Genomic DNA, 23,345 nt, shown 5'->3' on the forward strand with positions numbered 1-23,345 from the left:
TTTGGCACGCTGTTGAGTTCTCAAGGAACGGACGCTTCCTTTGTACTCACCCTCTCGGGCTTTCCTCCGGGCTTTCGTTCTGTTCTTGCGTTTCCAACTCTACCAGATCATTTCCGTGTCGTTTCCGACTTGGATTTGAATTCCAGTGGCCGTTGGGGGCCTTTGCCTTTCGGCGCTCCACCACATTAGCGCTTATCCCTTGCGGCTCATAATCGAGTCACCGGCCGGGAATTCGGGCATGCCGAATAGGACCCCGCCAGGGGTAAGTCGTAGGTAGTGGGTTGGCCGCTCTGGGGGTCTGCCGATAGCAGTGCCCCGTTCAAGCGGCTCGGGCTACGTTAGGCGTCCGGCAGGGCCGAGTCAAGTTGAGCGCCGGCGTGGCGCGTGGGCTCGGTACGGGCTCACCGTCGGGTCGTGCGTGATCCAGAAGCGGTACGGGTGGGCCGCGCCGGCGCCGCCGACGCCCGTGCGGGGACCACTGCTCACCAGGTCGGGTGAGGTGGCGGTGCCCGTAAGGAGGGACAGGGGGGACTCGGGGCCCCCGCAGAGGTCGGTGCCGTCGAGCGAGCGGTCCACGTCCAGGGCCGTGGCCAGGCGGGCCGGGCCTTTGGCGAGTTCTCGTGGGTATCTGGCGGAGAGTCGGCGTTTGGCGGCCAGCTCGGCGCCCACCGTGATGTCGCCGGCGCGGATCAGGACCCCGCTCGCGCGGTCGGCCGGGCCGCACACCAGGTTGAGGCTGAACCACATGCCGTAGATGAAGTAGACGTACGCGTGTCCGGGTGGACCGAACATCGACGCGTTGCGCGCCGTGCGGCCGCGGTAGGCGTGCGAACCGGGGTCGGACTCCCCCTCGTACGCCTCCACCTCCGTGATGCGCAGTTCGATGGGGCCGTCCGGGGTACGGCGTACCAGGGTGCGGCCGAGGAGGTCCGGGGCCACCGTGAGGACCGGGCGGTCGAAGAAGGACCTGGGCAGGGGCGTACGGTCGGGGCGCGCGCTCATCCGGTCGAGCGTAGTGGAACGCGCACACCTGCAACCGGGGCCTAAGGTTCCGCGTTGATAAGGGGTAGTCGCACAAGCCTTCAAGGGGAGTCAGAGCATGGGGTTCAGGAAGCTGTTCGCGAGCCTGGGTGCCGGTGGTGCTTCGGTGGACACGATCATCACCGAGCCGAACGTCGTGCCGGGCGGCATCGTCCAGGGCGAGGTCCGGATCCAGGGCGGATCCGTGGAGCAGCAGATCGAGGGGCTGTCCGTCGGGCTCCAGGCGCGGGTCGAGGTGGAGGGCGGCGACCAGGAGTACAAGCAGGACGTCGTCTTCACCAAGCAGCGCCTCGGCGGTGCCTTCCAGGTGCAGGCCGGCGCGCTGCACGTGGTGCCCTTCGGGCTGGAGATCCCGTGGGAGACGCCGATCACCCACTTCGGGGGTCAGCACCTGCACGGGATGAACATCGGGGTCAGCACCGAGCTGGAGATCGCGCGGGCGGTCGACGCGGGCGACCTCGACCCGATCAACGTGCACCCGGTCCCGGCGCAGCAGGCGATCCTCGACGCGTTCCGTCAGCTGGGCTTCACCTTCCGCAGTGCGGACATGGAGCGCGGGCACATCCGCGGGACGCGGCAGACGCTGCCCTTCTACCAGGAGATCGAGTTCCTTCCGCCGTCGCAGTACCGGGGGCTGAACCAGGTCGAGCTCACCTTCGTCTCGGACGGCCGGGAGATGGACGTGGTCCTGGAGATGGACAAGAAGCCGGGGCTGTTCAGCGAGGGCAGCGACACCTACCGCTGCTTCCAGGTGGGGTTGCAGTCGTACCAGGGCACCGACTGGGCGGCGTACCTGAACCAGTGGATCGCGTCCGTCGGTTCCCAGCGCAACTGGTTCTAGGCTCCTAGGCTCGGGCCGTTACACGTATCCGATCCGAGCAGGAGGATCAGCAGTGACCGAGCAGAGCAGGGCTCCTCTTCCGCACGACTTCCATCCCGAGGTGCACGAGTTCACCGTGACCAGCACGGATCTCGCGCCCGGTGCCGATCTGGGTGACGCCCAGGTGAAATCGGGCGGGGACCGCTCGCCGCAGCTGCGGTGGGAGGGTTTCCCGGAGGGGACGAAGAGCTTCGCCGTGACGTGCTTCGACCCGGACGCGCCCACGGGCAGCGGGTTCTGGCACTGGGTGCTCTTCGATCTGCCGGTCTCGGTCACCGAGCTGCCGGCCGGGGCGGGCGGCGGGAAGTTCGAGGGGCTGCCCGCCGGGGCCGTGCACGTACGGAACGACTACGGGACCAAGGACTTCGGCGGGGCGGCTCCGCCGGCCGGGGAGCGGCACCGGTACGTCTTCACCGTGTACGCGGTGGATCGGGAGAAGCTCGGTCCCGGTGACGACGTGTCCCCTGCCGTGGTCGGATTCAACCTCCGCTTCCACGCGCTCGGGCGGGCTCAGCTGATCGGCGAGTACGAGGCGCCCGCGCACTGATCTTTCTCCGAGCGTTTGCCCGGTCCTGGTCTAAAGAAGGCCTGGACCGGGCATTTTTATTGCGTTGTCCCGCGTGGCGCGCGCGGCCAGAGTGGTCGCGGGCCCTGCCGCCGCTGTGGTCGCGGGCCTGCACACGGGAGGTGGGCGAGATGCGGGACACGCTGGTGCTGAATGCGAGCTTCGAGCCGCTGTCGACGGTGACCTTGAACCGGGCGGTGGTCCTGGTGCTCCAGGACAAGGCCGTCGTCGAACAGTCGCACCCGGATCTGCGTGTGCGCGCGGCCACCATGGATCTTCCGATGCCCCGGGTGATCAGGCTCTGCAGGTACGTCCGGGTGCCCTTCCGAAGACATGCTCCCTGGTCGCGGAGGGGGGTGTTGGTCCGGGACCAACACCGGTGCGCGTACTGCGGGAAGCGCGCGACGACCGTGGACCACGTGCTGCCCCGCGCCCAAGGGGGTGGGGACACCTGGTTGAACACGGTGGCCTCCTGCGCCGAGGACAACCACCGCAAGGCGGCCCGGACTCCGGAGGAGGCGGGGATGCCGCTCCTCCGGAAGCCCTTCGTGCCGTCTCCGGCGGACGCGATGCTGCTGGCGCTGGGGGTGGCCGGGCGGGAGGCGCTGCCCGAGTGGCTGGAGCGCTCCGCCTAGTAAGCCCGCGCGGTGGGCGACGTAGCGTGCGTAATTTCGCTACGTCGCTCAGCGGACCAGCAGCTGGACGATCGCGAGGAGGCCGACGGTCACGATGACCGCGCGCAGGACGGTCGGCGGGAGGCGGCGGCCGACCTTGGCCCCGATCTGGCCGCCGATGGTGGAGCCGACGGCGATGAGCAGGACGGCCGTCCAGTCGAACTCGGCGACGAAGAGGAAGAAGACGGCCGCGATGCCGTTCACCATGGCCGCGATGACGTTCTTGACGGCGTTGATGCGCTGGAGGTCCTCGCGGAGCAGCAGGCCCATGAGGCCGAGGTAGAGCACGCCCTGGGCGGCGCCGAAGTAGCCTCCGTACGCGCTGGAGACAAGCATTCCGGTGAGGAGGGCCGGGCCGCCGTCGGGGTGGCCCGGCTCCGCGCCCTGGGCTTCCTGGCGCTTGCGCAGGGCGGCGGCGAGCCGCGGCTGGAGGACGACGAGGACGAGGGCGAGTCCGATGAGGACCGGCACGATGGTGTCGAAGGAGTCGGACGGCAGGGTGAGGAGCAGGATGGCGCCCGCGAGCCCGCCGACGAGGGATACGGCGCCGAGCCGCAGGATGCGGGCGCGCTGGCCCTGGAGCTCCTTGCGGTAGCCGATGGCTCCGCTGATGGAACCGGGCACCAGGCCGAGGGTGTTGGACACGTTGGCGGTGACCGGTGGCAGACCGGTGGCGAGCAGCACCGGGAAGGTGATCAGGGTGCCTGAGCCGACGATCGTGTTGATCGTGCCTGCGCCGATGCCGGCCGCGAAGACGGCGAGTGATTCCCAGATGGACATGGACATGGACGGAGCCATCCCCTTTGCGTGAGTGAGTCGCCTCCCCGCCATGAAGGTCGAGGGGCCTCACTGATCATGCCGGAGGGGATGCCCCGCTCAGTCGATGGGGGGCTGTTCGCGGCGGGCGGCGCCGGACTGGTCGGCGGCGTTGCCGTTGTTGCCGCCGTCCTTGCCGGAGTTCTGCGGGTTGAAGCCCGAACCGCCGCCCATGGGGCCGAAGTTGCCCATGGCGCCGGAGAGGCCCTTGAGGGCGTCGCCGATCTCGCTGGGCACGATCCAGAGCTTGTTGGCATCGCCTTCGGCGATCTTCGGGAGCATCTGGAGGTACTGGTAGGCGAGGAGCTTCTGGTCGGCGTCGCCGGCGTGGATGGACTCGAAGACCGTACGGATGGCCTGCGCCTCACCCTCGGCGCGCAGGGCGGCGGCCTTGGCCTCACCCTCGGCGCGCAGGATGGAGGACTGCTTCTCACCTTCGGCGCGCAGGATTTCGGACTGCCGGACGCCTTCGGCCTGGAGGATCGCGGCGCGCTTGTCGCGGTCGGCGCGCATCTGCTTCTCCATCGAGTCCTGGATGGAGGTCGGCGGCTCGATGGCCTTGAGCTCGACGCGGTTGACGCGGATGCCCCACTTGCCGGTGGCCTCGTCGAGGACCCCGCGCAGGGCGGCGTTGATCTCCTCGCGGGAGGTGAGGGTCCGCTCCAGGTCCATGCCGCCGATGATGTTGCGCAGCGTGGTGACGGTGAGCTGCTCGATGGCCTGGATGTAGCTGGCCACCTCGTACGTCGCGGCGCGGGCGTCGGTCACCTGGTAGTAGATGACGGTGTCGATGTTGACGACCAGGTTGTCCTGGGTGATGACCGGCTGCGGCGGGAAGGGGACGACCTGCTCGCGGAGGTCGATCCGGTTGCGGATCGAGTCGATGAACGGGACGACGATGTTGAGGCCCGCGTTGAGGGTGCGGGTGTAGCGGCCGAAGCGTTCGACGATGGCGGCGCTGGCCTGCGGGATCACCTGGATCGTCTTGACCAGTGCGATGAAGACCAGAACCACCAGAATGATCAGGACGATGATGATCGGTTGCATGCGGTTCCCCGTGCCCTTCCGGCTGTCTGTGCTGCCCCGTTGAACGGAGTCTCGCAGACCGGGGGCCCGCGAGCAGGCTGCTTGTCACATGACGACCGCGGTCGCCCCGTCGATCTCCACCACGTCCACGGACTGGCCGGGTTCGAAGCTGCTGTCCGCGTCGAGGGTGCGCGCGGACCAGATCTCGCCGGCCAGCTTGATGCGGCCGCCGGAGCCGTCGACGCGTTCGAGGACGACGGCGCTTCTGCCCTTCAACGCGTCGATCCCGCTGCGGTGTTGGGGTCGCTGGTCGCGGTGCCGGTTGGCGATGGGCCGGACGACGGCGATGAGGGCGACCGACACGATCACGAAGACGAGGACCTGGGCCACCACTCCCCCGCCGAGGGCCGCCGTGACGGCGGCCGCCACCGCGCCGACGGCGAACATGCCGAACTCCGGCATCGCGGTCAGGACGAGGGGGATGCCCAGTCCGACCGCGCCGACGAGCCACCACACCCATGCGTCGATGTCGTCCACATGGTCATGGTAGGTCGGGTGGGCGCGGTCGGGACAGGGTGCGAGCGCCTGTTGCCGTACTAGCGGAGCGGCAGGCCCTGCGCGGTCCAGCGGTCGTGGTCGTTGCGCTCGACGATCAGCGGGAGGCCGAAGCAGAGCGACAGGTTGCGGGAGGTCAGTTCGAGGTCGATGGGGCCCGCGGCGACCACCTTGCCCTGGCGGATCATCAGGACGTGGGTGAAGCCGGGGGCGATCTCCTCGACGTGGTGCGTGACCATCACCATGGAGGGGGCGAGCGGGTCGCGGGCCAGGCGGCCGAGGCGGCGTACGAGGTCCTCGCGGCCGCCGAGGTCCAGGCCGGCGGCGGGCTCGTCGAGGAGCAGCAGCTCGGGGTCGGTCATCAGGGCGCGGGCGATCAGGGTGCGCTTGCGCTCGCCCTCGGAGAGGGTGCCGAACTTGCGGTCGAGGTAGTCCGACATGCCGAGGCGGTCGAGGAACGCGCGGGCGCGCTGCTCGTCGATGTCCTCGTACTCCTCCTGCCAGGTCGCGGTCATGCCGTAGGCGGCGGTGAGCACGGTCTGGAGGACGGTCTGCCGCTTGGGCAGCTTGTCGGCGAGCGCGATGCCGGCGACGCCGATGCGCGGGCGCAGCTCGAAGACGTCGCTGCCGGGCTTGCCGAGGGTGCTGCCGAGGATGGTGGCGGCGCCCTTGGTGGGGAAGAGGTAGCTGGAGGCGAGGTTCAGCAGCGTGGTCTTGCCGGCACCGTTGGGGCCGAGGATCACCCAGCGCTCGCCCTCCTTCACCGACCAGGAGATCTGGTCCACCAGCGCCCGGCCCTCGCGGACCACGGATACGTCCACCAGCTCCAGAACATCGCTCATGAGCGTGTTGTCACCCCTTGCAGTCACGGTTCTGTGCGCGCCTGTAGGCGCGGCCCCAGGGGAAAACCTACGCCACTCGGGGAGGGGTCCGGGGCCGGGGCCCCGGCCCGGGACCGATCCGTAAAGTAGGGGGATGCTTTTCGAACCACGTTCAGGGCGGCTGGCCGCCTGGGGGAACGCTCTGCTGGCCGGTCTGGTCTCGCCCGACGAGGCCGTGTTGTCGATCGTGGGCGAGGACGCCGTGCACCGGGTGGAGGGCCTGCCCGGGGAGGCGGGTCCGGTGGGGCTCACGCTGGCGCTGGGGCGCCTGCGGGCGCTGGGGGTGTCCGGGCTGCGGGTGGCGCTGCCGGCGCCGGGGCATCCGCTGGGGCTGAGCGGGCCGCCGGAGTTCAACGCGCGGGCGCTGGACGCCGAGGAGGCGGTGATCGCGGTGGGCGCGGCGGTGGGGCTGGTGCCGGAGGTGTACGAGGCCGGGCCGCCCGGGGACGTGCACGTGTCGGTGACCTGGCACTGCCTGCCGGTACGGGAGGCTCCGCCGGCGGACGTGCCGTCGCTCGGCGAGGCGGAGCGGGAGCTGGCGGAGGCGCTGCGCGAGGCGACCGTGGCGCTGACCCGGCTGGACGTGGCGGGGTCCGGGCCGGTGGCGGATGCGGCGCTGTCGGCGTACCGGGCGCGGGCGGAGGCGGGGCGGGAGGTTCTGGCCCCGGGGTATCCGCCGCGGGCGGTACGGGTGCTGGCGCTGGCGCAGCGGGTGGACCTGATGGTGTCGCTGGCGTACGAGAACGGGCACGGCGGGGCCGTGGCAGCCTCGGAGATGGCGGCTCGGGCGGAGGCGTTGCGGCCCGTGGAGCGGGTGGCTCGGCGGGCGCTTGTCGCCGCGTACAACTCGGCCGTTGAGGGGCGGGAGCCGGGCTAGCCGCTGGCCTCCGGCTCGGGGGGCGGGGTGCGGGGTGGCTGCGGCCGGCCTCCTGGGGCTCCGCCCCAGACCCCGCGCCTCAAACGCCGGCGAGGCTGGATTTGCCCGCCCTGAGTGTGCGGGTGCGGCTACAAGATCGGGGCTCCGCCCCGGACCCTCCCCCAGACTCCGTCCGGGGGGACCCCCGCGCCTCAAACGCCGGCGGGGCTGGATTCAAGGGCTCGGCCCCGCTTCCCGGGGAGAGGGGGGACGCGGGGCCGAGGTGGTGCCGGTTAGGCGGGGGGCATCAGGCGTTGATGCCGGTGTTGCCCCAGACAGGGTTCAGCAGGCCGATCACGTTGACCGAGTTGCCGACCGCGTTGACCGGGACGTGCACGGGAACCTGGACCAGGTTCCCGGAGGCCACGCCGGGCGAGTTCTGGGCCACGCCCTCCGCCGACGCACCGCCGTGCGCCGCGGAGACACCGGCGCCGGCGGCGACGAGGCCGCCCGCGATCATGGTGACGGCTGCGGCCTTCTTGAAGTTCTTCACGTTCTCGTCCTCCAGTACGTCTGCCGCGACCAGCCGTCGCGGCACGTCATCAAGAACGGTCATCCGACGAACGGGATACGCCATGTGGGCGACATACACCCGACCGTATGAATCCCAGGTCGGAAGGAGACGCTCCGTTCAGTGCCTGTTCAGTCCGTGATTCCGTGTCTGACCGCCCACAACGCCGCCTGTGTCCGGTCCGAGAGGTCCAGCTTCATCAGGATGTTCGAGACGTGGGTCTTGACCGTCTTTTCGGAGAGGACCAGCGCGCGGGCGATCTCCCGGTTGGAGCGGCCGTCCGCGATGTGGCCCAGGACCTCGCGTTCGCGGTCGGTCAGCGTGCCTCCGCGGCCGGCCGACGGGCTCTGCTCCTCCTGCGCGAGCAGGGTCGACGCCACCTCCGGCTGGAGGAGGACATGGCCGGCGTGGACGGAGCGGATGGCTCCGGCCAGGGCGTCGGGGTCGATGTCCTTGTAGACGTATCCCGCCGCGCCGGCCCGCAGGGCGGGGACCACCGTCCGCTGTTCCGTGAAGCTGGTGACGATGAGGACCCGGGCCGGGTTCGCCTGGTCCCGCAGCCTGCGCAGGGCTTCGATGCCGTCGGTGCCCGGCATCTTGATGTCCATGAGGATCACGTCGGGTCGCAGCTCCTCGGCGCGGGCGATGCCCTCCTCGCCGTCGGAGGCCTCTCCGACCACCTCGATGTCGTCCTGGACCTCCAGGAAGGTGCGCAGGCCCCGGCGGACCACCTGGTGGTCGTCGACCAGCAGGACGCGGATTCGGCCGGTGCCGTTGTCAGCCACCGGGGACCTCCATCTCGATCGTGGTGCCCTTGCCGGGCTCCGAGTGCACGGTGAGCCGGCCGCCGACACCGCTCGCGCGGTCCCGCATCGAGACCAGGCCCAGGTGGCGGCCCGCGCGGCGGACCGACTTGGGGTCGAAGCCCTTGCCGGAGTCGGTGACCTTGAGGACCGCTCCCCCGCTGCCGGACCGGGCCAGGGTGACCTCGACGCGGTCGGCGTCCGAGTGGCGCAGGGCATTGTGGAGGGCCTCCTGGGCCACGCGCAGCAGGGCGTCCTCCTGGGTCGCGGGGAGGGCCCGTACGCCGTCACAGGTGAAGGTGACGTGGGCGGTGTGCGCGCGGTCGAGCACGTGGACGTGGGTCCGGAGGGTGGCGACGAGGCCGTCCTCGTCCAGGGCGGCCGGGCGGAGCTCGGTCACGGCGGCGCGCAGTTCGTCGGCGGCCTCGGCCGCGAGGGCGGCGACCTGCTGGAGCTCGCCCTTGGCGCGGGCCGGGTCGCGGTCCACGAGGGCGGCGGCGGCCTGTGCGGTGAGGCGGAGCGAGAAGAGCTTCTGGCTGACGGCGTCGTGCAGCTCGTGGGCGAGCCGGGAGCGCTCCTCGGCGATGGTGAGCTCGCGGCTGCGCTCGTAGAGCCGGGCGTTGGTGAGGGCGATGGCCGCGTGCTGGGCGAGGAGGGAGAGGAGTTCCTCGTCCTCGTCGGTGAAGCCGTGCGGACCCTTCTTGTTCGCGAGGAAGAGGGCGCCGAGGATCTCCTCGCCGTCCCGCACGGGCAGGCCGAGGAAGTCGGACATCTCGGGGTGGGCGGACGGCCAGCCCTCGAAGCGCGGGTCCTGGCGTACGTCGGCCAGCCGCTGGGGGCCGTCCTGGTGGAGCATCGCGGCGAGGATGCCGTGCTGGCGGGGCAGGGGGCCGATGGCCCGCCACTGCTCCGCGCTGACGCCGTCCACGACGAACTGGGCGAAGCCGCCGTGGTCGTCCGGGACGCCCAGGGCCGCGTACTCGGCGTCCAGGAGTTCGCGGGCCGACACGACGATCGTGCGCAGGACGTCGCGGACCTCCAGGCGGCGGCTCATGGCGAGCAGCGCGGTGCTCACGGCGGCGAGGCCGCTGCGGGTTCCGCCGTACATGGGGCTACCGGTCATGGCCTCACCGTACCCGCGGCTCTGACCTGCGGAATCGGGCTGTGGGCGTAGGTCGAAGGGACCTCCCGGGGTGGGGCTCGCGGCCGACGCGGGGGTGGGGTCCGGCTTCCTAGCGTGGGGGCATCTGCTGATGGGGACGGAAGGCAAGGGGTGCGGTCATGTCGGTGGCGTTGGTGACGGGGGCTTCGCGGGGGCTGGGCCGGGCGCTGGCCGGGGAGCTGGCGGCGCGCGGCTGGGACCTGGTGCTGAGTGCGCGGGGGGCCTCGGCGCTGGAGGAGACGGCGGCCGGGCTGGCAGGGGCGGCGGGGGTCCGGGTCGTGGCGGTGGCGGGGGACGTGTCCTCGGGGGCGCACCGGGCGGCGCTGGTGGCTGCGGCGTGGGAGCTGGGCGGGCTGGACCTGCTGGTGAACAACGCGGGGGTGCTGGGGGCGGAGCCGCTGGTGCCGCTGGCGGAGCACTCGCTGGACGGGCTGCGGGAGGCGTTCGAGGTGAACGTGGTGGGGCCGCTGGGGCTGGTCCAGGAGGCGTTGCCGCTGCTGCGGGCCGCGGAGGCGGGGGCGGTGCTGAACATCAGCTCGGACGCGGCGGTGGTGGCGTACGCGACGTGGGGGGCGTACGGGGCGACGAAGGCGGCGGGGGACCTGATGTCGGCGGTCCTGGCGGTGGAGGAGCCGGGGCTGCGGGTGTGGTGGGCGGATCCGGGGTCGATGCGGACGCGGATGATGGCGGCGGCCGAGCCCGGGGAGGACCTGGCGGGGCTGCCGACGCCGGAGGAGGTTGCCCCGGCGCTGCTGCGGCTGGTGGCGGAGCGGCTGCCGAGCGGGCGGTACACGGCCGAGGGCCTCGCGGCGGGCCGGGCGGACGAGGACGGTGGCGGGCTGCCGGCGGAGCCGGGGGGTGCGGAGGCTGGAGACACGGACCGAGGAGGCGAAGAGCCGGGAGGCGCAGTCTCCGGGTCGCCGGGGGCCGGTGCGGCACCATCCGGTACGCCGGGGGCGGGCGCGGTGGGGTCCGGCGCCGCGCGGACGGGCGCGGGTGTGGCTGTGGGGATGGAGGGCGGGCGGTGAGGGGGGCGGCGGCGCTACCGGAGAAGGGACTGCATATACCGGACATTCCGCCAGGGCTTTCGGCCCGGGTGCCTGCCGAGCAGCGCGGTCCGGGGATGGGGCGGGACTCGGTACGACTGCTGGTCTCGCGGGGGGCCGCGGAGGTGTCGCTGCACGCCTTCCGGGAGCTGCCGGGGCTGCTGCGGGCCGGGGACGTGCTGGTGGTCAACACCTCGGCCACGCTGGCGGCCGCCGTGGACGGCCGGCTGGGCCGCCAGGAGGTGGTGGTGCACTTCTCGACCCGGGGGGACGACAGCCGCTGGGCGGTGGAGCTGCGGGACCCGGCCGGCCGGGGCACGACCCGGCCGCGGGCCGGGGGGCCCGCGGGGGCCCTCGTAGGGCTGCCGGGCGGGCACGGCCTCGTACTGGAGGAGCCGCTCGCGGCGGGGGCGGACCGGCTGTGGTGGGCGCGGCCCTCGACGGATGACGTGCCGGGCCTGCTCGCGGCGTACGGGCGGCCGATCCGGTACGCGTACACGGAGCGGGACCAGCCGCTGTCGGCGTACCAGACGGTGTTCGCGGTGCCGGCCGCCGACGGCGCGGGGTCGGCGGAGATGCCGAGCGCCGGGCGGCCCTTCACCGCGGAGCTGGTGGCGCGGCTGGTGACGCGGGGGGTGCGGTTCGCACCGCTGACCCTGCACACGGGGGTGGCATCGCAGGAGGCGCACGAGCCGCCGTACCCGGAGCGGTACGAGGTGCCCGCGACGACGGCACGGCTGGTGAACGCCGCCAGGGCCGACGGCGCGAGGGTGATCGCGGTGGGGACGACGGCGGTGCGGGCGCTGGAGTCGGCCGCGGACGGGGCAGGGGTGGTGCGGGCGGCCGGGGGCTGGACGGATCTGGTGGTGACTCCGGAGCGCGGGGTGCGGGTGGTGGACGGGCTGCTGACCGGTCTGCACGAGCCGGAGGCGTCCCATCTGCTGATGCTGGAGGCGGTCGCGGGGCGTGCGGCCGTACGGCTCGGGTATGCGGAGGCGGTGGCCCGGCTCTGCCTTTGGCACGAGTTCGGGGACGTCCATCTGCTACTCAAGGATGAGAGCGGTCACTGATTGCGTTGCTACAGCAACGCACGGTGAGACTGTTACGTGCTCGATGTGAGCCCGGGCATAGGACGCACATCACTTACGAAGGACCCTAGTGGACGGATAAAGGTCCCGTCAGCACGGGTGCGCGTAGCGCCGAGGCCGGAAATCGGGCCTCGGCGCCCGCCCGTGATCCACTAAGCGGGATCGTACGTCACACCTTTGCCACAAGTTTTTGCCACCGCTAAGAATTGCCCTCGTCGCACAGCGCCGCGGATCCCCGATCGTCGCGGCGCTTTCCTGCGGCCCCCGCTATTCGAAGAGGTTGCCCCCGCCATGTCTGCTTCCAGCACTCCCGGTCACAGTCGTCTGACGAAGGCACACAAGCTGTCCATCGCCGGTGTCGCCACGTTCAGTGCCGCCGCGCTCGCCTTCTCCCTCGTCCCGGCCGACGCCGCCGAGGCCGAGACCGTCGCCATCGCCCCCGTCGCCTGGTCCCAGGTCGTCGACGGCGTGCAGACGAAGGCCGTACAGCAGCACCTCTCCGTGCAGCAGGTCGTCGCCGACAAGGCCGCGAAGGACGCCGCCAAGGCCAAGGCCGAGGCCGCCGCGAAGAAGGACCGCGAGCAGAAGGCGGCCGCGAGCCGCTCCGCCGCCCGCACCCCGGTCTTCGCGAACAACCTGGACGGCTGGATCAAGGAAGCCCTCTTCATCATGAAGAAGGAGGGCATTCCGGGCACCTACGCCGGAATCCACAAGAACATCATGCGCGAGTCCAGCGGTAACCCGATGGCGATCAACAACTGGGACATCAACGCCCAGAACGGCATCCCCAGCAAGGGTCTGCTCCAGGTCATCTACCCGACCTTCAAGACGTACCACGTCAAGGGCACCAAGTTCGACCAGTACGACCCGGTCGCGAACATCGTCGCCGCCTGCAACTACGCGGCCGACCGCTACGGCTCCATGGACAACGTCAACAGCGCCTACTAGGCCCTGCCGACTTCTCCATCCCCCATGCGCCTCAGGGCGGCACCCGGTACCGGGTGCCGCCCTGAGGCGTTTCGCATGTGCGTACGGGTGACCGTACGGGGTGTTACTTGCCGGCCCGCATGACCTCGGGCTCGTGGCGGCGCAGCAGGCGCTGGACCAGGAAGCCGCAGGCGATGCCGATGAGCAGCAGGACGATGATGTTCAGGCTCCACTGGCCGACCGTGGCGTCCCAGAGCGGGTCGGTGTTGGTCGGGTTGTCGCGGTCCCACGGCGGCATGAGCTTGCCGAGGTTCAGCGTGGTGCCGGCGGCGGCGACGGCCCAGCGGGACGGCATCAGCCAGGCGAACTGCTCCAGGCCCGGGGAGTCGTAGACCTGGAAGAGGATGCCGGTGAAGACGACCTGGATGATCGCGAACATGACCAGCAGCGGCATGGTCTTCTCGGCGGTCTTCACCAGCGAGGAGATGACCAGGCCGAACATCATCGAGGTGAAGCCGAGCGCGATGACCGACAGGCAGAGCTCGACGGCCGGCGGCATGAGCAGGCCCTCAGTGGGCAGGTCGCGCGGGGTGAAGCCGATCGCGCAGATGATCACGCCCTGGATGGCCGTGATGACGCCGAGGACGATCACCTTCGACATGAGGTACGCCGACCGGGACAGGCCGGTGGCGCGCTCACGCTCGTAGATGACCCGTTCCTTGATCAGCTCTCGGACCGAGTTCGCCGCACCCGAGAAGCACATGCCGACGCAGAGGATCAGCATGATCGTGCCCGCGTCGCCGTTGAACTGGGACGGCGGCGTCGGCGGCGCGAGGCCGAAGGTCGCCGGGATCACCGTCGAGACCACGCCCAGGACCGCCGGCAGGATCAGCATCAGGCCGAGGAAGCCCCGGTCGGAGGCGATCACGGAGACGTAGCGCCGGATCAGCGTGAGGAGCTGGGAGCCCCAGCCCTGCGGCTTCGGCGGGCGCATCTGCTGGGCCGGGGGCATCGCGACGGACTGCGGGGCGACCGCGTCGATGTCGGCGGCGTAGAGCTGGTAGTGCTGGGAGCCCTTCCAGCGGCCCGCCCAGTCGTAGTCGCGGTAGTTCTCGAAGGCCGAGAAGACGTCCGCCCACGTGGTGTAGCCGAAGAAGTTCAGCGCCTCGTCCGGCGGGCCGAAGTACGCGACCGAACCGCCCGGGGCCATGACCAGCAGCTTGTCGCAGATGGACAGCTCGGCGACCGAGTGGGTGACGACGAGGACCGTGCGGCCGTCGTCGGCGAGGCCGCGCAGCAGCTGCATGACGTCGCGGTCCATGCCCGGGTCGAGGCCGGAGGTCGGCTCGTCCAGGAAGATCAGGGACGGCTTGGTGAGCAGCTCCAGGGCCACGGACACGCGCTTGCGCTGACCACCCGAGAGCGCGGTGATCTTCTTGTCCTTGTGGATGTCGAGCTTGAGCTCGCGCAGCACCTCGTTGATCCGGGCCTCGCGCTCGGACTCGGCGGTGTCGCCGGGGAAGCGGAGCTTGGCCGCGTACTTGAGCGCGGTGCTGACCTTCAGCTCCTTGTGCAGGATGTCGTCCTGCGGGACCAGGCCGATGCGCTGGCGGAGCTCCGCGAACTGCTTGTACAGGTTGCGGTTGTCGTAGAGGACGTCGCCCTCGTTGGCGGGCCGGTAGCCGGTCAGCGCCTTGAGCAGGGTCGACTTTCCGGAACCGGACGGGCCGATCACTCCGATCAGCGACTTCTCCGGGACGCCGAAGGTGACGTCCTTGAGGATCTGCTTGCCGCCGTCGACCGTGACCGTGAGGTGGCGGGCCGAGAAGGAGACCTCGCCGGTGTCGACGAACTCCTCGAGGCGGTCGCCGACGATGCGGAACGTCGAGTGGCCGACGCCGACGATGTCGTTCGGTCCGAGCAGCTGGGTGCCGGACTTGGCCAGCGGCTGGCCGTTGACGTAGGTGCCGTTGTGGCTGCCGAGGTCGTGGATCTCGAAGCGGCCGCCGGGCATCGAGCGGAACTCGGCGTGGTGGCGGGAGACCTGGAGGTCGGAGACGACCAGCTCGTTCTCCAGCGCACGGCCGATCCGCATGACGTGGCCCAGCGAGAGCTGGTGGAACGTCGTCGGGCTGCGGTCGCCGCCGTAGCCGGGGGCCGCGCCCTGCGCCGGGCGGGAGGCGGCGGGGCCGCCGCCCTGCTGCTGCGGGAGGTGCGGCTGGGGCTGCGCCTGCTGCTGCGGGTACTGCTGCTGCTGCGCGTGCTGCTGCTGTTCCCAGGCTTGCTGCTGGGGCTGCTGCTGCGGGGCCTGGTAGGCCGGGGCGGCCGCCTGCTGCGGCTGGGCGTACGCCTGCTGGGCCTGCTGGGCCTGCTGGGCCACGGCCGGTTGGGGCGCCGCGGCGGCGACGGGATTCAGCCGCGGGCCGTCGGTGGCGTTGCCCAGGTGGACCGGCGTGCCTGGCACGAGCTCGGCCTGCTGCACCCGAGCCCCGTGCACGTAGGTGCCGTTGGTGCTGCCGTGGTCCTCGATGCCCCAACCACGGCCGTTCCAGCTGATGGTGGCGTGTCGCCACGACACCCGGGCGTCATCGATCACCACATCTCCCTGGGGATCACGCCCCAGCGAGTACGACCTGGACGGATCGAGCGTCCAGGTCCTTCCATTCAATTCCAGTACGAGTTCCGGCACTCCAGCCCCACTTAAGTCCCCCGAGATCCCCCATGACGTCAGGGAGTCTAGGGATGGCGAACATCCGGGGGAACTATTTCAGGCCCACAGCCGTATGTGGAATCCGGGCCTTGCCGGGGCGTCTACGACCGCCCGTTGACGGGGTCGAAAGTCGCCCGGAGAGTGAGATACGGGACTTCTCGCCCGGCCTGCTCGGGCCGACGCTCATCGGGGGACCGCGCATGCGCCGTATTCGTTGGGGAGACGTGATCCTGTCCGGTGTCGCCGCCGTGGGCTGGTCCCTGGCCGTGATGGCGGGGGTCGCCGCGCTCGGACTGCACCTGCTGGGCGCGGACGAGGCCGGGGGCTCGCTCGGGGCGATGACGGCGGCCGTGGTGGTCCTGGCCGTCGGCGGGACCGTGACCCCCTCGGGGGACCTCTCGGTCTTCGGGGTCGGCGGGGCCGGGGCCGAAACCTCCCTGGACGTCATGCCCTTGGGGGTGGGGCTGGCCGGAGCCCTGGTCCTGGCGGGGGTGTTCCTCCGCTCGCTGCGGACCGGTGCGGCCGCCGGCGAGCAGGTCGCGCGGGCGGTGGTGGTCGTCGCACTGCTCGTCGGCGCGGCGGGTGGGCTGGCGTGGGTCGGGCACGACATGGTCACCCTCGACGGGGCCGTGCTGCCGCTGCCGAAGGTTCCGCCGAAGATCGAGATCCCGGGGGTCGGGGACATCGGCGGGCTGCTCCCGGACCGCGTCGGGGACCTGATCGAGGCGCGGGCCCGGGTGGGGTTCTCGGTGGAGCCGGGGCCGACGCTGGTGGGCGCGGGCCTATGGGCCCTCGGGGTCCTGGCGGTGGCCCTCGCCGCCTCGCGGCGCGGACCGGCGGCGCTCGCCCGCATCCGGCCGGCCGTGACGGCGGTGGTGACGGTGCTGCTGGTGGCGGTGGCGGCCGGGCTGGCCGCGGCGGTGTGGGCGGCACTGGGCGACGAACATCCGCGGCAGGTGCTCGGGGCCGCGCTGCTGGGGGCTCCGAACGGGGCCTGGCTGGGGGTGCTGCTCGGGCTGTTCGTACCGCTGCGGGGGCAGGCCACGGGGGCGGCGGGGCGGCTGCTGCCCGATCCGGTGGACGAGTTGCTGGGCGCGGGTGCGGGTGCGGGCGCGGGCACCCGGGAGCCGGTGACGGTGTTCCGGCTCGCGGAGTACGACGGGCGGGTGTGGCTGCTGGTCGTGGGGGCGGGCCTGCTGCTGCTTGCCGCGGGGGTGCTGGCGGCCGTACGGACTCCAGGGCGCGGGATCGGGGGGTGCGCGGCGCGGCTGTCGGTGGTGACGGGGGTGGCGGCGGGCGTGGTGGTGTGGGGAACGGGGCTCTCGGCCGACGCGTCGGTGGCGGTGCTGGGGGTGGACGCGGTGGGGGCGGGGGTGGAGCTGCGGGCGGTGGCGGCGTACGCGGTGCTGCTGGGGGCGGTGTGGGGCGCGGCGGCGGGGGCGGCGGGCGCCCTCCTGGCGGGCCGCCCCCGCCGATCCCGCCCGACGCCGACCCGGCCGGCCCCGGCCTGGCCTGACCCGGCCTGGCCTGACCCCACCCGGCCGAACCCTGCGTGGCCCGACCCTGCCCGGTCGGACCCCGGCTGGCCCGACCCTGCCCGGTCCGACCCCGCCCGGTCGGACCCGCGGCCCGGAGCGGGGGCTGGGCCCGACGCGCCGACGGCCCCGGGGTTGCCCGGCCCCGATGGGGGGACGGCCCCGTACGACCACGGCCACGGCCACGACCACGGCCATCGGGGCGGGGCCCACCCGTACCGGGATCCGGACGTCTCCTGGGACGTGACGGTCACCGGCATCCCGCCGCGGCCCCCTCGGCCCGCGCGTCCTTCCCGGCGGCCGCCGTTCACCCCGCCTCCCCCGCCGGAAGCTCCGCCGCCCCCGCCCAAGCCGCAGGGTCCGCCGGACCCGCCCCGGTGACGGCCGGTGCCGCTGCGCGGAGCTGGTCCCCTACCCGCCCTTCCACCGTTCCCCGGGCTCTGCCCGGACCCGGTCCTCAAACGCCGGACGGGCTGAACAGATGCCGGCGAGGCTGGATGGGGCCGGTGGGGCTGGGCGGGTGCGGCTCAAGGATTCGGGGCTCCGCCCCGGACCCCGCTCCTCAAACGCCGGAGGGGCTGGAAGTGCCCGGCGGGGCTGGAAGTGCCCGGCGGGGCTGAAGGGGTCCGGGGCTGAAGGGCGCGGAGCGCCATTTCAGCCCGCCCGGCGTTTGAGGGCACGGGCGCGCAGCGCACGTACAGGGGTCCGGGGCGGAGCCCCGGGGAACGGTGGAAGGGCGGGTAGGGGACACGCCCCGCAGGGCCACCCACACGCCACCGACCCACCGCCCTCCAGACCACGCCCAACTTCGCCTCCGCCTCCGCGCCCGCCTCCCCCACCGCCGCGCCCGCCCACCCACCTGCTCACCCGCCCGGCTGCCCGCTCACCCGCCCGGCCGCCCGCTCACCCACCAGCCGGCCCGCTCCCACAAGGGCAGCGCCCACGACCACGGCCGGCCCCCGACCAGGCACCGGCGGACGGAGTCCGACGCAGCGGCGCGAAGCCGGGGAGGCCCCCCAGGGGCGAGCCGCGTGAGTGGTGCGTCGAGAAGGAGCGGCCCCCCAGGGCCGAGCCGTGCGAGTGGCGCGTTAAGAAGGAGCGCCGGGGCGTCTGACAGGTGGGACGGGGGTCCTGGTGACGGGGTGGGGAAGATACGGTGAGGGCACCATGAGCGCATCGCAGACCTCCGACGTCCCCACCCTCCTCGTCAAGATCTTCGGCAAGGACCGTCCCGGGATCACCGCCGGGCTGTTCGACACCCTCGCCGCCTACTCCGTCGACGTCGTCGACATCGAGCAGGTCGTCACCCGTGGCCGCATCGTCCTGTGCGCCCTCGTCACCAAGCCCACCGTCGGCTCCGAGGGCGAGCTGCGGGCCACCGTCCACAGCTGGGCCGAGTCGTTGAAGCTCCAGGCCGAGATCCTCTCCGGTACCGGTGACAACCGGCCGCGCGGTAGTGGCCGTTCCCACGTCACCGTGCTCGGGCACCCCCTCACCGCCGAGTCGACGGCCGCCATCGCCGCCCGGATCACCGCGACCGGCGGCAACATCGACCGTATCTTCCGGCTCGCCAAGTACCCGGTGACGGCGGTGGAGTTCGCCGTCTCCGGCGTCGAGACCGAGCCGCTTCGCACCGCGCTGGCCACCGCCGCCTCGCACATCGGCGTCGACGTGGCCGTGGTCTCGGCCGGGCTGCACCGCCGGGCGCAGCGCCTGGTCGTGATGGACGTCGACTCGACGCTCATCCAGGACGAGGTCATCGAGCTGTTCGCCGCGCACGCCGGCTGCGAGGCCGAGGTCGCCGAGGTCACCGAGCGCGCCATGCGCGGCGAGCTGGACTTCGAGCAGTCGCTGCACGCCCGCGTGGCGCTGCTGGCCGGCCTGGACGCCTCCGTCGTGGACAAGGTGCGCGCCGAGGTGCAGCTGACCCCGGGCGCCCGGACCCTGATCCGCACGCTGAAGCGGCTCGGCTACCAGGTGGGCGTGGTCTCCGGCGGTTTCACCCAGGTGACGGACGACCTCCGCGAGCGGCTGGGGCTGGACTTCGCCTCCGCCAACACCCTGGAGATCGTCGACGGGAAGCTGACCGGCCGGGTCACCGGGGAGATCGTGGACCGGGCGGGCAAGGCCCGGCTGCTGCGCCGCTTCGCCGCGGAGGCCGACGTACCGCTGTCCCAGACGGTGGCCATCGGTGACGGTGCCAACGACCTGGACATGCTGAACGCGGCCGGCCTGGGCGTGGCCTTCAATGCCAAGCCGGTGGTCCGCGAGGCCGCGCACACGGCGGTGAACGTGCCGTTCCTGGACGCGGTGCTGTACCTGCTCGGGATCACCCGCGAGGAGATCGAGGCCGCCGACCTCGCCTGATCGATCCGTAGGACGTCGCACGAGCGGGCCCGGCTGCGGCCGGGCCCGCTCACGTCTACCGCGTACCGCGTACCGCGCACCGCCGGTCAGTGCTCCTTGGGGGTCCAGAAGTCGAGCAGCGTGCCCACGCCGTGCTCCAGGGACTTCCACGAGCCGGTGAAGGAGACGACGGCGAGGGCCGCGGTCGGGAATCCGGTACGGGTCATCCGTGCCAGGGTGTCGCCCTCGGCGCGCCCGGAGAGGGCGTCGGCCAGGGCGTGCATCCCGGGGTTGTGGCCGATGACGAGGAGGTTGTCGACCTCGTCGGAGGTCTCGTTCAGCAGGGCGATGAGCTCGCCCAGCGAGGCGTCGTAGAGCCTCTCCTCGTACGAGGTCTTCGGCCGGTGCGGCAGCTCCTGGACGGCGAGCTTCCATGTCTCGCGCGTGCGGGCGGCGGTGGAGCAGAGGGCCAGGTCGAAGGCGATGCCGGTTTCGGCGAGCTTCAGACCGACGGCCGGTGCGTCCTTGCGCCCGCGCTCCGCCAGCGGGCGGTCGTGGTCGGACACCTGGGGCCAGTCGGCCTTGGCGTGCCGGAGGAGGGCGATCCTGCGGGGTGTGTCGGCGCTCATGACTCCCAGCTTCGCATGAAACGAGCCACGGGGCGCAGGGTGTTGAGGGGCCGCACCCGCCGGTGTGACGCACCCCGGCGCACGCGGGCTCTCAGCCGACGGCGCCGACGGCGTGCAGGAACTGCCGGCTGACGTGGAGCAGCCCGGAGGCTTCGCCGGAGGCCGCGTGGGCCTCGCCGGATCCGGCGAGGAGCAGCAGCAGGAGGCCGAAGGCGAGGGCGGGGAGGGCCAGGGCCCACCAGTGCAGGCGGGCGTCGGCGACGCCCGTCCGGGTGGCGGGGCCGACGCCGTGGCGGGAGGGGAGGGACCGGGGGTGCGTGGGGGCCGACATGGCCGCCTCCGTGGGTGTGCGGGTGGGCTGGCTCGCTGTCTTCGAATCTATGGATTCGAGGAAGCGGTTCCCATCCGGGGCGCACCCCACTTCACCCTGAGCCTGGCCCCCTAGGGGTTGGTGGGGGTAGCCCTACCCGTCCCCGGGGGCCGCCCGGGTCATGGGGAGGCGAGCGTCGCGATCACGGAGATGATCACGGTCACGAGCAGCATCCCGCCGAGCACGAGGCCGAGCTTCTTGTGGCCGTTCTGCGGGTTCGGTTCAAGTACGGGCGACATGCCGATCAGTCTCGCATGCCGCATTCGTCCTCGATCGTGCGGTCCCGGCCGGCCAGGACGCCCAGGAAGATCTGCGGGACGAGCAGCCCCGCCATCAGGGCGAGCGGCAGGTCCCAGCCGCCGCTGTGCTGGTAGAGGGTGCCGATGAGGAGGGGGCCGGGGATGGAGATGAGGTAGCCGGTGCTCTGGGCGAAGGCGGAGAGCTTGACGACGCCGGCCGGGGACTTGGCGCGCAGCCCGATGAGGGTGATGACGAGCGGGAAGGCGCAGTTGGAGATGCCGAGCATGAGCGCCCAGGCCCAGGCGCCGGCGGCGGGCGCGAGGTAGAGACCGAGGTAGCCGGCGAAGCCGAACAGGCCGAGGGTGACGGCGATGGCGCCCTGGTTCTTCATCCGGCCGGCGAGGCCGGGGATGACGAAGGCGAGCGGGACGCCCATGACCATGGTGACGGCGAGCAGCACCCCGGCGGTGGAGGCGGAGACCCCGGCGTCGCGGAAGATCTGCGGGAGCCAGCCCATGGTGATGTACGCGCCGGTGGCCTGGAGGCCGAAGTAGCAGGCCAGCGCCCAGGCGGTGCGGCTGCGGACGACGGACGGGCCGGCGCTCTCGCGTACGGCGGCGGGCGCGGCGGCCTTCTCGCGGCGGCTCGCGGCGGCGATGGGCAGCCAGGGCAGTACGGCGACCAGTGCGAGCACGGCCCAGATCAGCAGGCCGGTGCGCCAGCTGCCGCCGAGGGCGTCGGTCAGCGGGACGGTCGCGGCGGCGGCGAGCGAGGTGCCGGCGGCCAGCGCCATGGAGTACAGGCCGATCATGGTGCCGACGCGGTCCGGGAAGTAGCGCTTGACGATCACCGGGAGCAGCACGTTGGTCAGGGCTATGCCGGCCAGGGACAGGGCGCTGGCCGCCAGGAATCCGGCGGCGTTGTCCGTGAAGGGGCGGATCAGCAGGCCCGCGGCGACGGCGGCCATGCCGGCGCAGACCACGGCGGCGGGGCCGAAGCGGCGGGAGAGCCGGGGCGCGGTGACGCCGAAGACGGCGAAGCACAGGGCGGGGACGGAGGTGATCAGTCCGGCGACGGTGCCGCTCATGCCGAGGCCCGTGCGGGTCTCCTCGAAGAGGGCGCCGAGGCTGGTGATGGCGGGCCGCAGGTTGAGGGCGGCGAGCACGATGCCGACGATGAGCACCGGACCGAGCCAGGTCGGCTGCGCCGTCGGCTCCGGGGTGGCGGCCGTGGTGCGGTCTGCGGCGTCCCGGGCCGCGCCGGCGGCCGACCGCGCGGGCTTGTGGCCCCCGGCGGGTCGGTCGAGCGTCTGGATTTCTTCGTCGGACATTCAACCATCATAGAATCATGGGATGATTGGTTGTCCAGTCGCCCTTGAGAGGAACCCATGCCGCTGACCTCGCCCCGGCGCTCCGCGCTCGTCGACCAGGTGATCGCCCAGCTGCGGAACCAGATCACCTCCGGCGAGTGGCCGGTCGGCGCCCGCATCCCCACCGAACCGGAGCTGGTGGAGCTGCTCGGCGTCGCCCGCAACACCGTGCGCGAGGCCGTACGGGCGCTGGCGCACAACGGCCTGCTCGACATCCGCCAGGGCTCGGGCACCTACGTCATCGCCACCAGCGAGCTGGCCGGGGTGATGCACCGCCGCTTCGCTGGGGCCGAGCCCCGGCACATCGCGGAGCTGCGCTCGACGCTGGAGTCCTCGGCGGCCCGCCTCGCGGCGGAGCGGCGGACCGAGCGGGACCTCGTACAGCTGGACGCGCTGCTTGCGCGGCGCGAGGAGGCCTGGGCGAGCGGGGACGCGGAGCTGTTCGTGGCGGCGGACGTGAGCCTGCACATGGCCGTGGTGACGGCCTCGCACAACGACGTGCTGATCGAGCTGTACGCGGACCTCGGCGATCTGGTGGCGGACTGGCTCCGGTCGGACGTCGGCACGGAGCTGGACCCGGCCTCCCACCTGGACCACGCCCGGCTGATCGAGGCGATCCGGCGCGGGGACGGGGACGCGGCCGCCTCGGAGGCGGCGGGCTATCCCTTCGTCTGCCTCGGCCGAGACCCTCGGTAGGGGTGTCCCCCGGGGCCGCTCACGGGCGCTGGTGGCTGACCCAGGCCGAGCGGACCTCCTTCCAGCAGCGGCTGGTGAGTTCGATGCGCCCGGCCGGGCCGACGGCCACGGCGGGGCCGTCGTTGTCCACGTCCCACCAGCGGTCGCACTCGACGTGCAGCCGTACGAGGTCGGTCTCCGGGTAGCCGTTGTGGCAGTACGCCGTCACCTGCGAGCCGTTGATCTCGGTGTCGCAGTCCGCGCCGAAGAGCTCCCGCGGGGCGGTCCGCGCGGGCTGTACGGGTGGCTCGACGGGGATCTCGGCGAGGTCGACGACGGCCGGGGCCCCCACCTCGGGGCCGGGCGCCGCCTCCTCGCCCGCGGGCTCCGCGGCCGCCCCCGGAACCATGAGTCCCGTCAGGATCACTGAGGTGACCAGCAGCGATACCGCTCGGCTCGGCCTCGCGCGCACTCCCGTACCTCCTCCCCGCAGGAGCCGGGAAGATCCCGACTCGGCCAGTTTGCAGGCATCTGTCCCGGTTTTCGACTCGGGAAGATCCGGTCGGCCGGTGAACATCCG

The 23,345-nt window shown here is 72.2% G+C and carries 24 protein-coding genes and 1 pseudogene; 11 read left to right on the forward strand and 14 right to left on the reverse strand.

The annotated features are described in order from the left end of the window. Positions 1 to 189, forward strand: a 189-nt coding sequence (locus ACFWBN_RS25570; protein ID WP_385179375.1) for a hypothetical protein, incomplete at its 5' end; no start/stop codon positions are given. Positions 190 to 360: 171 nt separating this feature from the next. Here the strand turns inward: ACFWBN_RS25570 and ACFWBN_RS25575 are convergent. Beyond that, the gene (locus ACFWBN_RS25575; protein ID WP_385179376.1) at positions 361 to 1,002 is read right to left on the reverse strand and encodes a DNA-3-methyladenine glycosylase; all 642 of its coding nucleotides are present in this window, start codon (positions 1,000 to 1,002) and stop codon (positions 361 to 363) included. Positions 1,003 to 1,099: 97 nt separating this feature from the next. Here ACFWBN_RS25575 and ACFWBN_RS25580 point away from each other — a divergent pair, with 97 nt between their 5' ends. The 3 genes from ACFWBN_RS25580 to ACFWBN_RS25590 all read left to right on the forward strand — a co-directional run bounded on the left by ACFWBN_RS25580 (position 1,100) and on the right by ACFWBN_RS25590 (position 3,121). Continuing rightward, a complete protein-coding gene (locus tag ACFWBN_RS25580; RefSeq protein ID WP_385179378.1) occupies positions 1,100 to 1,882 on the forward strand; it encodes a sporulation protein in 783 nt (260 codons plus the stop codon). A 52-nt stretch (positions 1,883 to 1,934) separates the two neighbouring features. Then, positions 1,935 to 2,468, forward strand: a complete 534-nt coding sequence (locus tag ACFWBN_RS25585) for a YbhB/YbcL family Raf kinase inhibitor-like protein (protein ID WP_385179380.1) — start codon at positions 1,935 to 1,937, stop codon at positions 2,466 to 2,468. Positions 2,469 to 2,617: 149 nt separating this feature from the next. After that, positions 2,618 to 3,121: an HNH endonuclease gene (locus tag ACFWBN_RS25590; RefSeq protein ID WP_215011623.1), complete on the forward strand. Its 504-nt coding sequence runs from the start codon at positions 2,618 to 2,620 to the stop codon at positions 3,119 to 3,121. A gap of 48 nt (positions 3,122 to 3,169) precedes the next feature. Here ACFWBN_RS25590 and ACFWBN_RS25595 read toward each other — a convergent pair whose 3' ends face one another. From ACFWBN_RS25595 to ACFWBN_RS25610, 4 genes are all read right to left on the reverse strand, one after another. Then, on the reverse strand, positions 3,170 to 3,940 hold the full coding sequence (locus ACFWBN_RS25595) for a sulfite exporter TauE/SafE family protein (RefSeq protein WP_385179523.1): 771 nt from the start codon (positions 3,938 to 3,940) through the stop codon (positions 3,170 to 3,172). Positions 3,941 to 4,036: 96 nt separating this feature from the next. Further along, entirely contained in the window at positions 4,037 to 5,023 is a 987-nt protein-coding gene (locus ACFWBN_RS25600) for an SPFH domain-containing protein (protein WP_385179382.1), read from the reverse strand. A gap of 84 nt (positions 5,024 to 5,107) precedes the next feature. Next, positions 5,108 to 5,539: an NfeD family protein gene (locus tag ACFWBN_RS25605; protein WP_385179384.1), complete on the reverse strand. Its 432-nt coding sequence runs from the start codon at positions 5,537 to 5,539 to the stop codon at positions 5,108 to 5,110. 59 nt (positions 5,540 to 5,598) lie between these two features. Further along, entirely contained in the window at positions 5,599 to 6,399 is an 801-nt protein-coding gene (locus ACFWBN_RS25610) for an ABC transporter ATP-binding protein (RefSeq protein WP_385179386.1), read from the reverse strand. 133 nt (positions 6,400 to 6,532) lie between these two features. Here ACFWBN_RS25610 and ACFWBN_RS25615 point away from each other — a divergent pair, with 133 nt between their 5' ends. After that, complete coding sequence (locus ACFWBN_RS25615; protein WP_385179387.1) at positions 6,533 to 7,315, forward strand: hypothetical protein; 783 nt, start codon at positions 6,533 to 6,535, stop codon at positions 7,313 to 7,315. 286 nt (positions 7,316 to 7,601) lie between these two features. Here ACFWBN_RS25615 and ACFWBN_RS25620 read toward each other — a convergent pair whose 3' ends face one another. From ACFWBN_RS25620 to ACFWBN_RS25630, 3 genes are all read right to left on the reverse strand, one after another. Further along, positions 7,602 to 7,847 carry a chaplin gene (locus ACFWBN_RS25620; protein ID WP_385179525.1) on the reverse strand — a complete coding sequence of 82 codons (246 nt, stop codon included), beginning with the start codon at positions 7,845 to 7,847 and terminating at the stop codon, positions 7,602 to 7,604. A 149-nt stretch (positions 7,848 to 7,996) separates the two neighbouring features. Beyond that, complete coding sequence (locus tag ACFWBN_RS25625; protein ID WP_385179389.1) at positions 7,997 to 8,650, reverse strand: response regulator; 654 nt, start codon at positions 8,648 to 8,650, stop codon at positions 7,997 to 7,999. Beyond that, positions 8,643 to 9,776 carry a GAF domain-containing sensor histidine kinase gene (locus ACFWBN_RS25630; protein WP_385179527.1) on the reverse strand — a complete coding sequence of 378 codons (1,134 nt, stop codon included), beginning with the start codon at positions 9,774 to 9,776 and terminating at the stop codon, positions 8,643 to 8,645. The genes ACFWBN_RS25625 and ACFWBN_RS25630 overlap by 8 nt, the downstream gene beginning before the upstream one ends. Positions 9,777 to 9,949: 173 nt before the next feature. Here ACFWBN_RS25630 and ACFWBN_RS25635 point away from each other — a divergent pair. From ACFWBN_RS25635 to ACFWBN_RS25645, 3 genes and pseudogenes are all read left to right on the forward strand, one after another. After that, positions 9,950 to 10,654 (forward strand): annotated as a pseudogene (locus ACFWBN_RS25635) (SDR family NAD(P)-dependent oxidoreductase); the annotation flags it as partial. Between the two features lie 299 nt (positions 10,655 to 10,953). Continuing rightward, a complete protein-coding gene (locus ACFWBN_RS25640) occupies positions 10,954 to 11,946 on the forward strand; it encodes an S-adenosylmethionine:tRNA ribosyltransferase-isomerase (protein WP_385179529.1) in 993 nt (330 codons plus the stop codon). Between the two features lie 309 nt (positions 11,947 to 12,255). Further along, positions 12,256 to 12,912 (forward strand): transglycosylase SLT domain-containing protein, encoded by a 657-nt coding sequence (locus ACFWBN_RS25645; protein ID WP_385179391.1) that lies wholly within the window; start codon positions 12,256 to 12,258, stop codon positions 12,910 to 12,912. Positions 12,913 to 13,015: 103 nt separating this feature from the next. Here the strand turns inward: ACFWBN_RS25645 and ACFWBN_RS25650 are convergent, their stop codons facing one another. After that, a complete protein-coding gene (locus tag ACFWBN_RS25650; protein WP_385179393.1) occupies positions 13,016 to 15,580 on the reverse strand; it encodes an FHA domain-containing protein in 2,565 nt (854 codons plus the stop codon). Positions 15,581 to 15,801: 221 nt separating this feature from the next. On the opposite strand from ACFWBN_RS25650, the gene ACFWBN_RS25655 reads away from it, so the two are divergent. Together ACFWBN_RS25655 and serB are read left to right on the forward strand one after the other, a co-directional pair. Beyond that, on the forward strand, positions 15,802 to 17,517 hold the full coding sequence (locus ACFWBN_RS25655) for a streptophobe family protein (RefSeq protein ID WP_385179395.1): 1,716 nt from the start codon (positions 15,802 to 15,804) through the stop codon (positions 17,515 to 17,517). Between the two features lie 786 nt (positions 17,518 to 18,303). Beyond that, on the forward strand, positions 18,304 to 19,503 hold the full coding sequence (serB, locus tag ACFWBN_RS25660) for a phosphoserine phosphatase SerB (RefSeq protein ID WP_385179397.1): 1,200 nt from the start codon (positions 18,304 to 18,306) through the stop codon (positions 19,501 to 19,503). 86 nt (positions 19,504 to 19,589) lie between these two features. Here the strand turns inward: serB and ACFWBN_RS25665 are convergent, their stop codons facing one another. The 4 genes from ACFWBN_RS25665 to ACFWBN_RS25680 all read right to left on the reverse strand — a co-directional run bounded on the left by ACFWBN_RS25665 (position 19,590) and on the right by ACFWBN_RS25680 (position 22,051). Beyond that, positions 19,590 to 20,111, reverse strand: coding sequence for a SixA phosphatase family protein (locus tag ACFWBN_RS25665; protein WP_385179398.1), 522 nt, complete (start codon positions 20,109 to 20,111; stop codon positions 19,590 to 19,592). A 91-nt stretch (positions 20,112 to 20,202) separates the two neighbouring features. Then, entirely contained in the window at positions 20,203 to 20,442 is a 240-nt protein-coding gene (locus tag ACFWBN_RS25670; RefSeq protein WP_385179400.1) for a hypothetical protein, read from the reverse strand. Between the two features lie 158 nt (positions 20,443 to 20,600). After that, positions 20,601 to 20,720 (reverse strand): SGM_5486 family transporter-associated protein, encoded by a 120-nt coding sequence (locus tag ACFWBN_RS25675; protein WP_385179402.1) that lies wholly within the window; start codon positions 20,718 to 20,720, stop codon positions 20,601 to 20,603. Between the two features lie 5 nt (positions 20,721 to 20,725). Continuing rightward, positions 20,726 to 22,051: a CynX/NimT family MFS transporter gene (locus ACFWBN_RS25680; protein WP_385179404.1), complete on the reverse strand. Its 1,326-nt coding sequence runs from the start codon at positions 22,049 to 22,051 to the stop codon at positions 20,726 to 20,728. Positions 22,052 to 22,108: 57 nt separating this feature from the next. On the opposite strand from ACFWBN_RS25680, the gene ACFWBN_RS25685 reads away from it, so the two are divergent. After that, positions 22,109 to 22,786 carry a FadR/GntR family transcriptional regulator gene (locus ACFWBN_RS25685; protein ID WP_385179406.1) on the forward strand — a complete coding sequence of 226 codons (678 nt, stop codon included), beginning with the start codon at positions 22,109 to 22,111 and terminating at the stop codon, positions 22,784 to 22,786. A gap of 19 nt (positions 22,787 to 22,805) precedes the next feature. On the opposite strand, the gene ACFWBN_RS25690 is transcribed toward ACFWBN_RS25685, so the two are convergent. Then, on the reverse strand, positions 22,806 to 23,237 hold the full coding sequence (locus tag ACFWBN_RS25690) for a hypothetical protein (protein WP_385179407.1): 432 nt from the start codon (positions 23,235 to 23,237) through the stop codon (positions 22,806 to 22,808). Positions 23,238 to 23,345: the final 108 nt, after the last annotated feature.

Origin of the sequence: Streptomyces sp. NPDC059989 (assembly GCF_042736975.1) — a bacterium.
GTDB lineage: Bacteria > Actinomycetota > Actinomycetes > Streptomycetales > Streptomycetaceae > Streptomyces.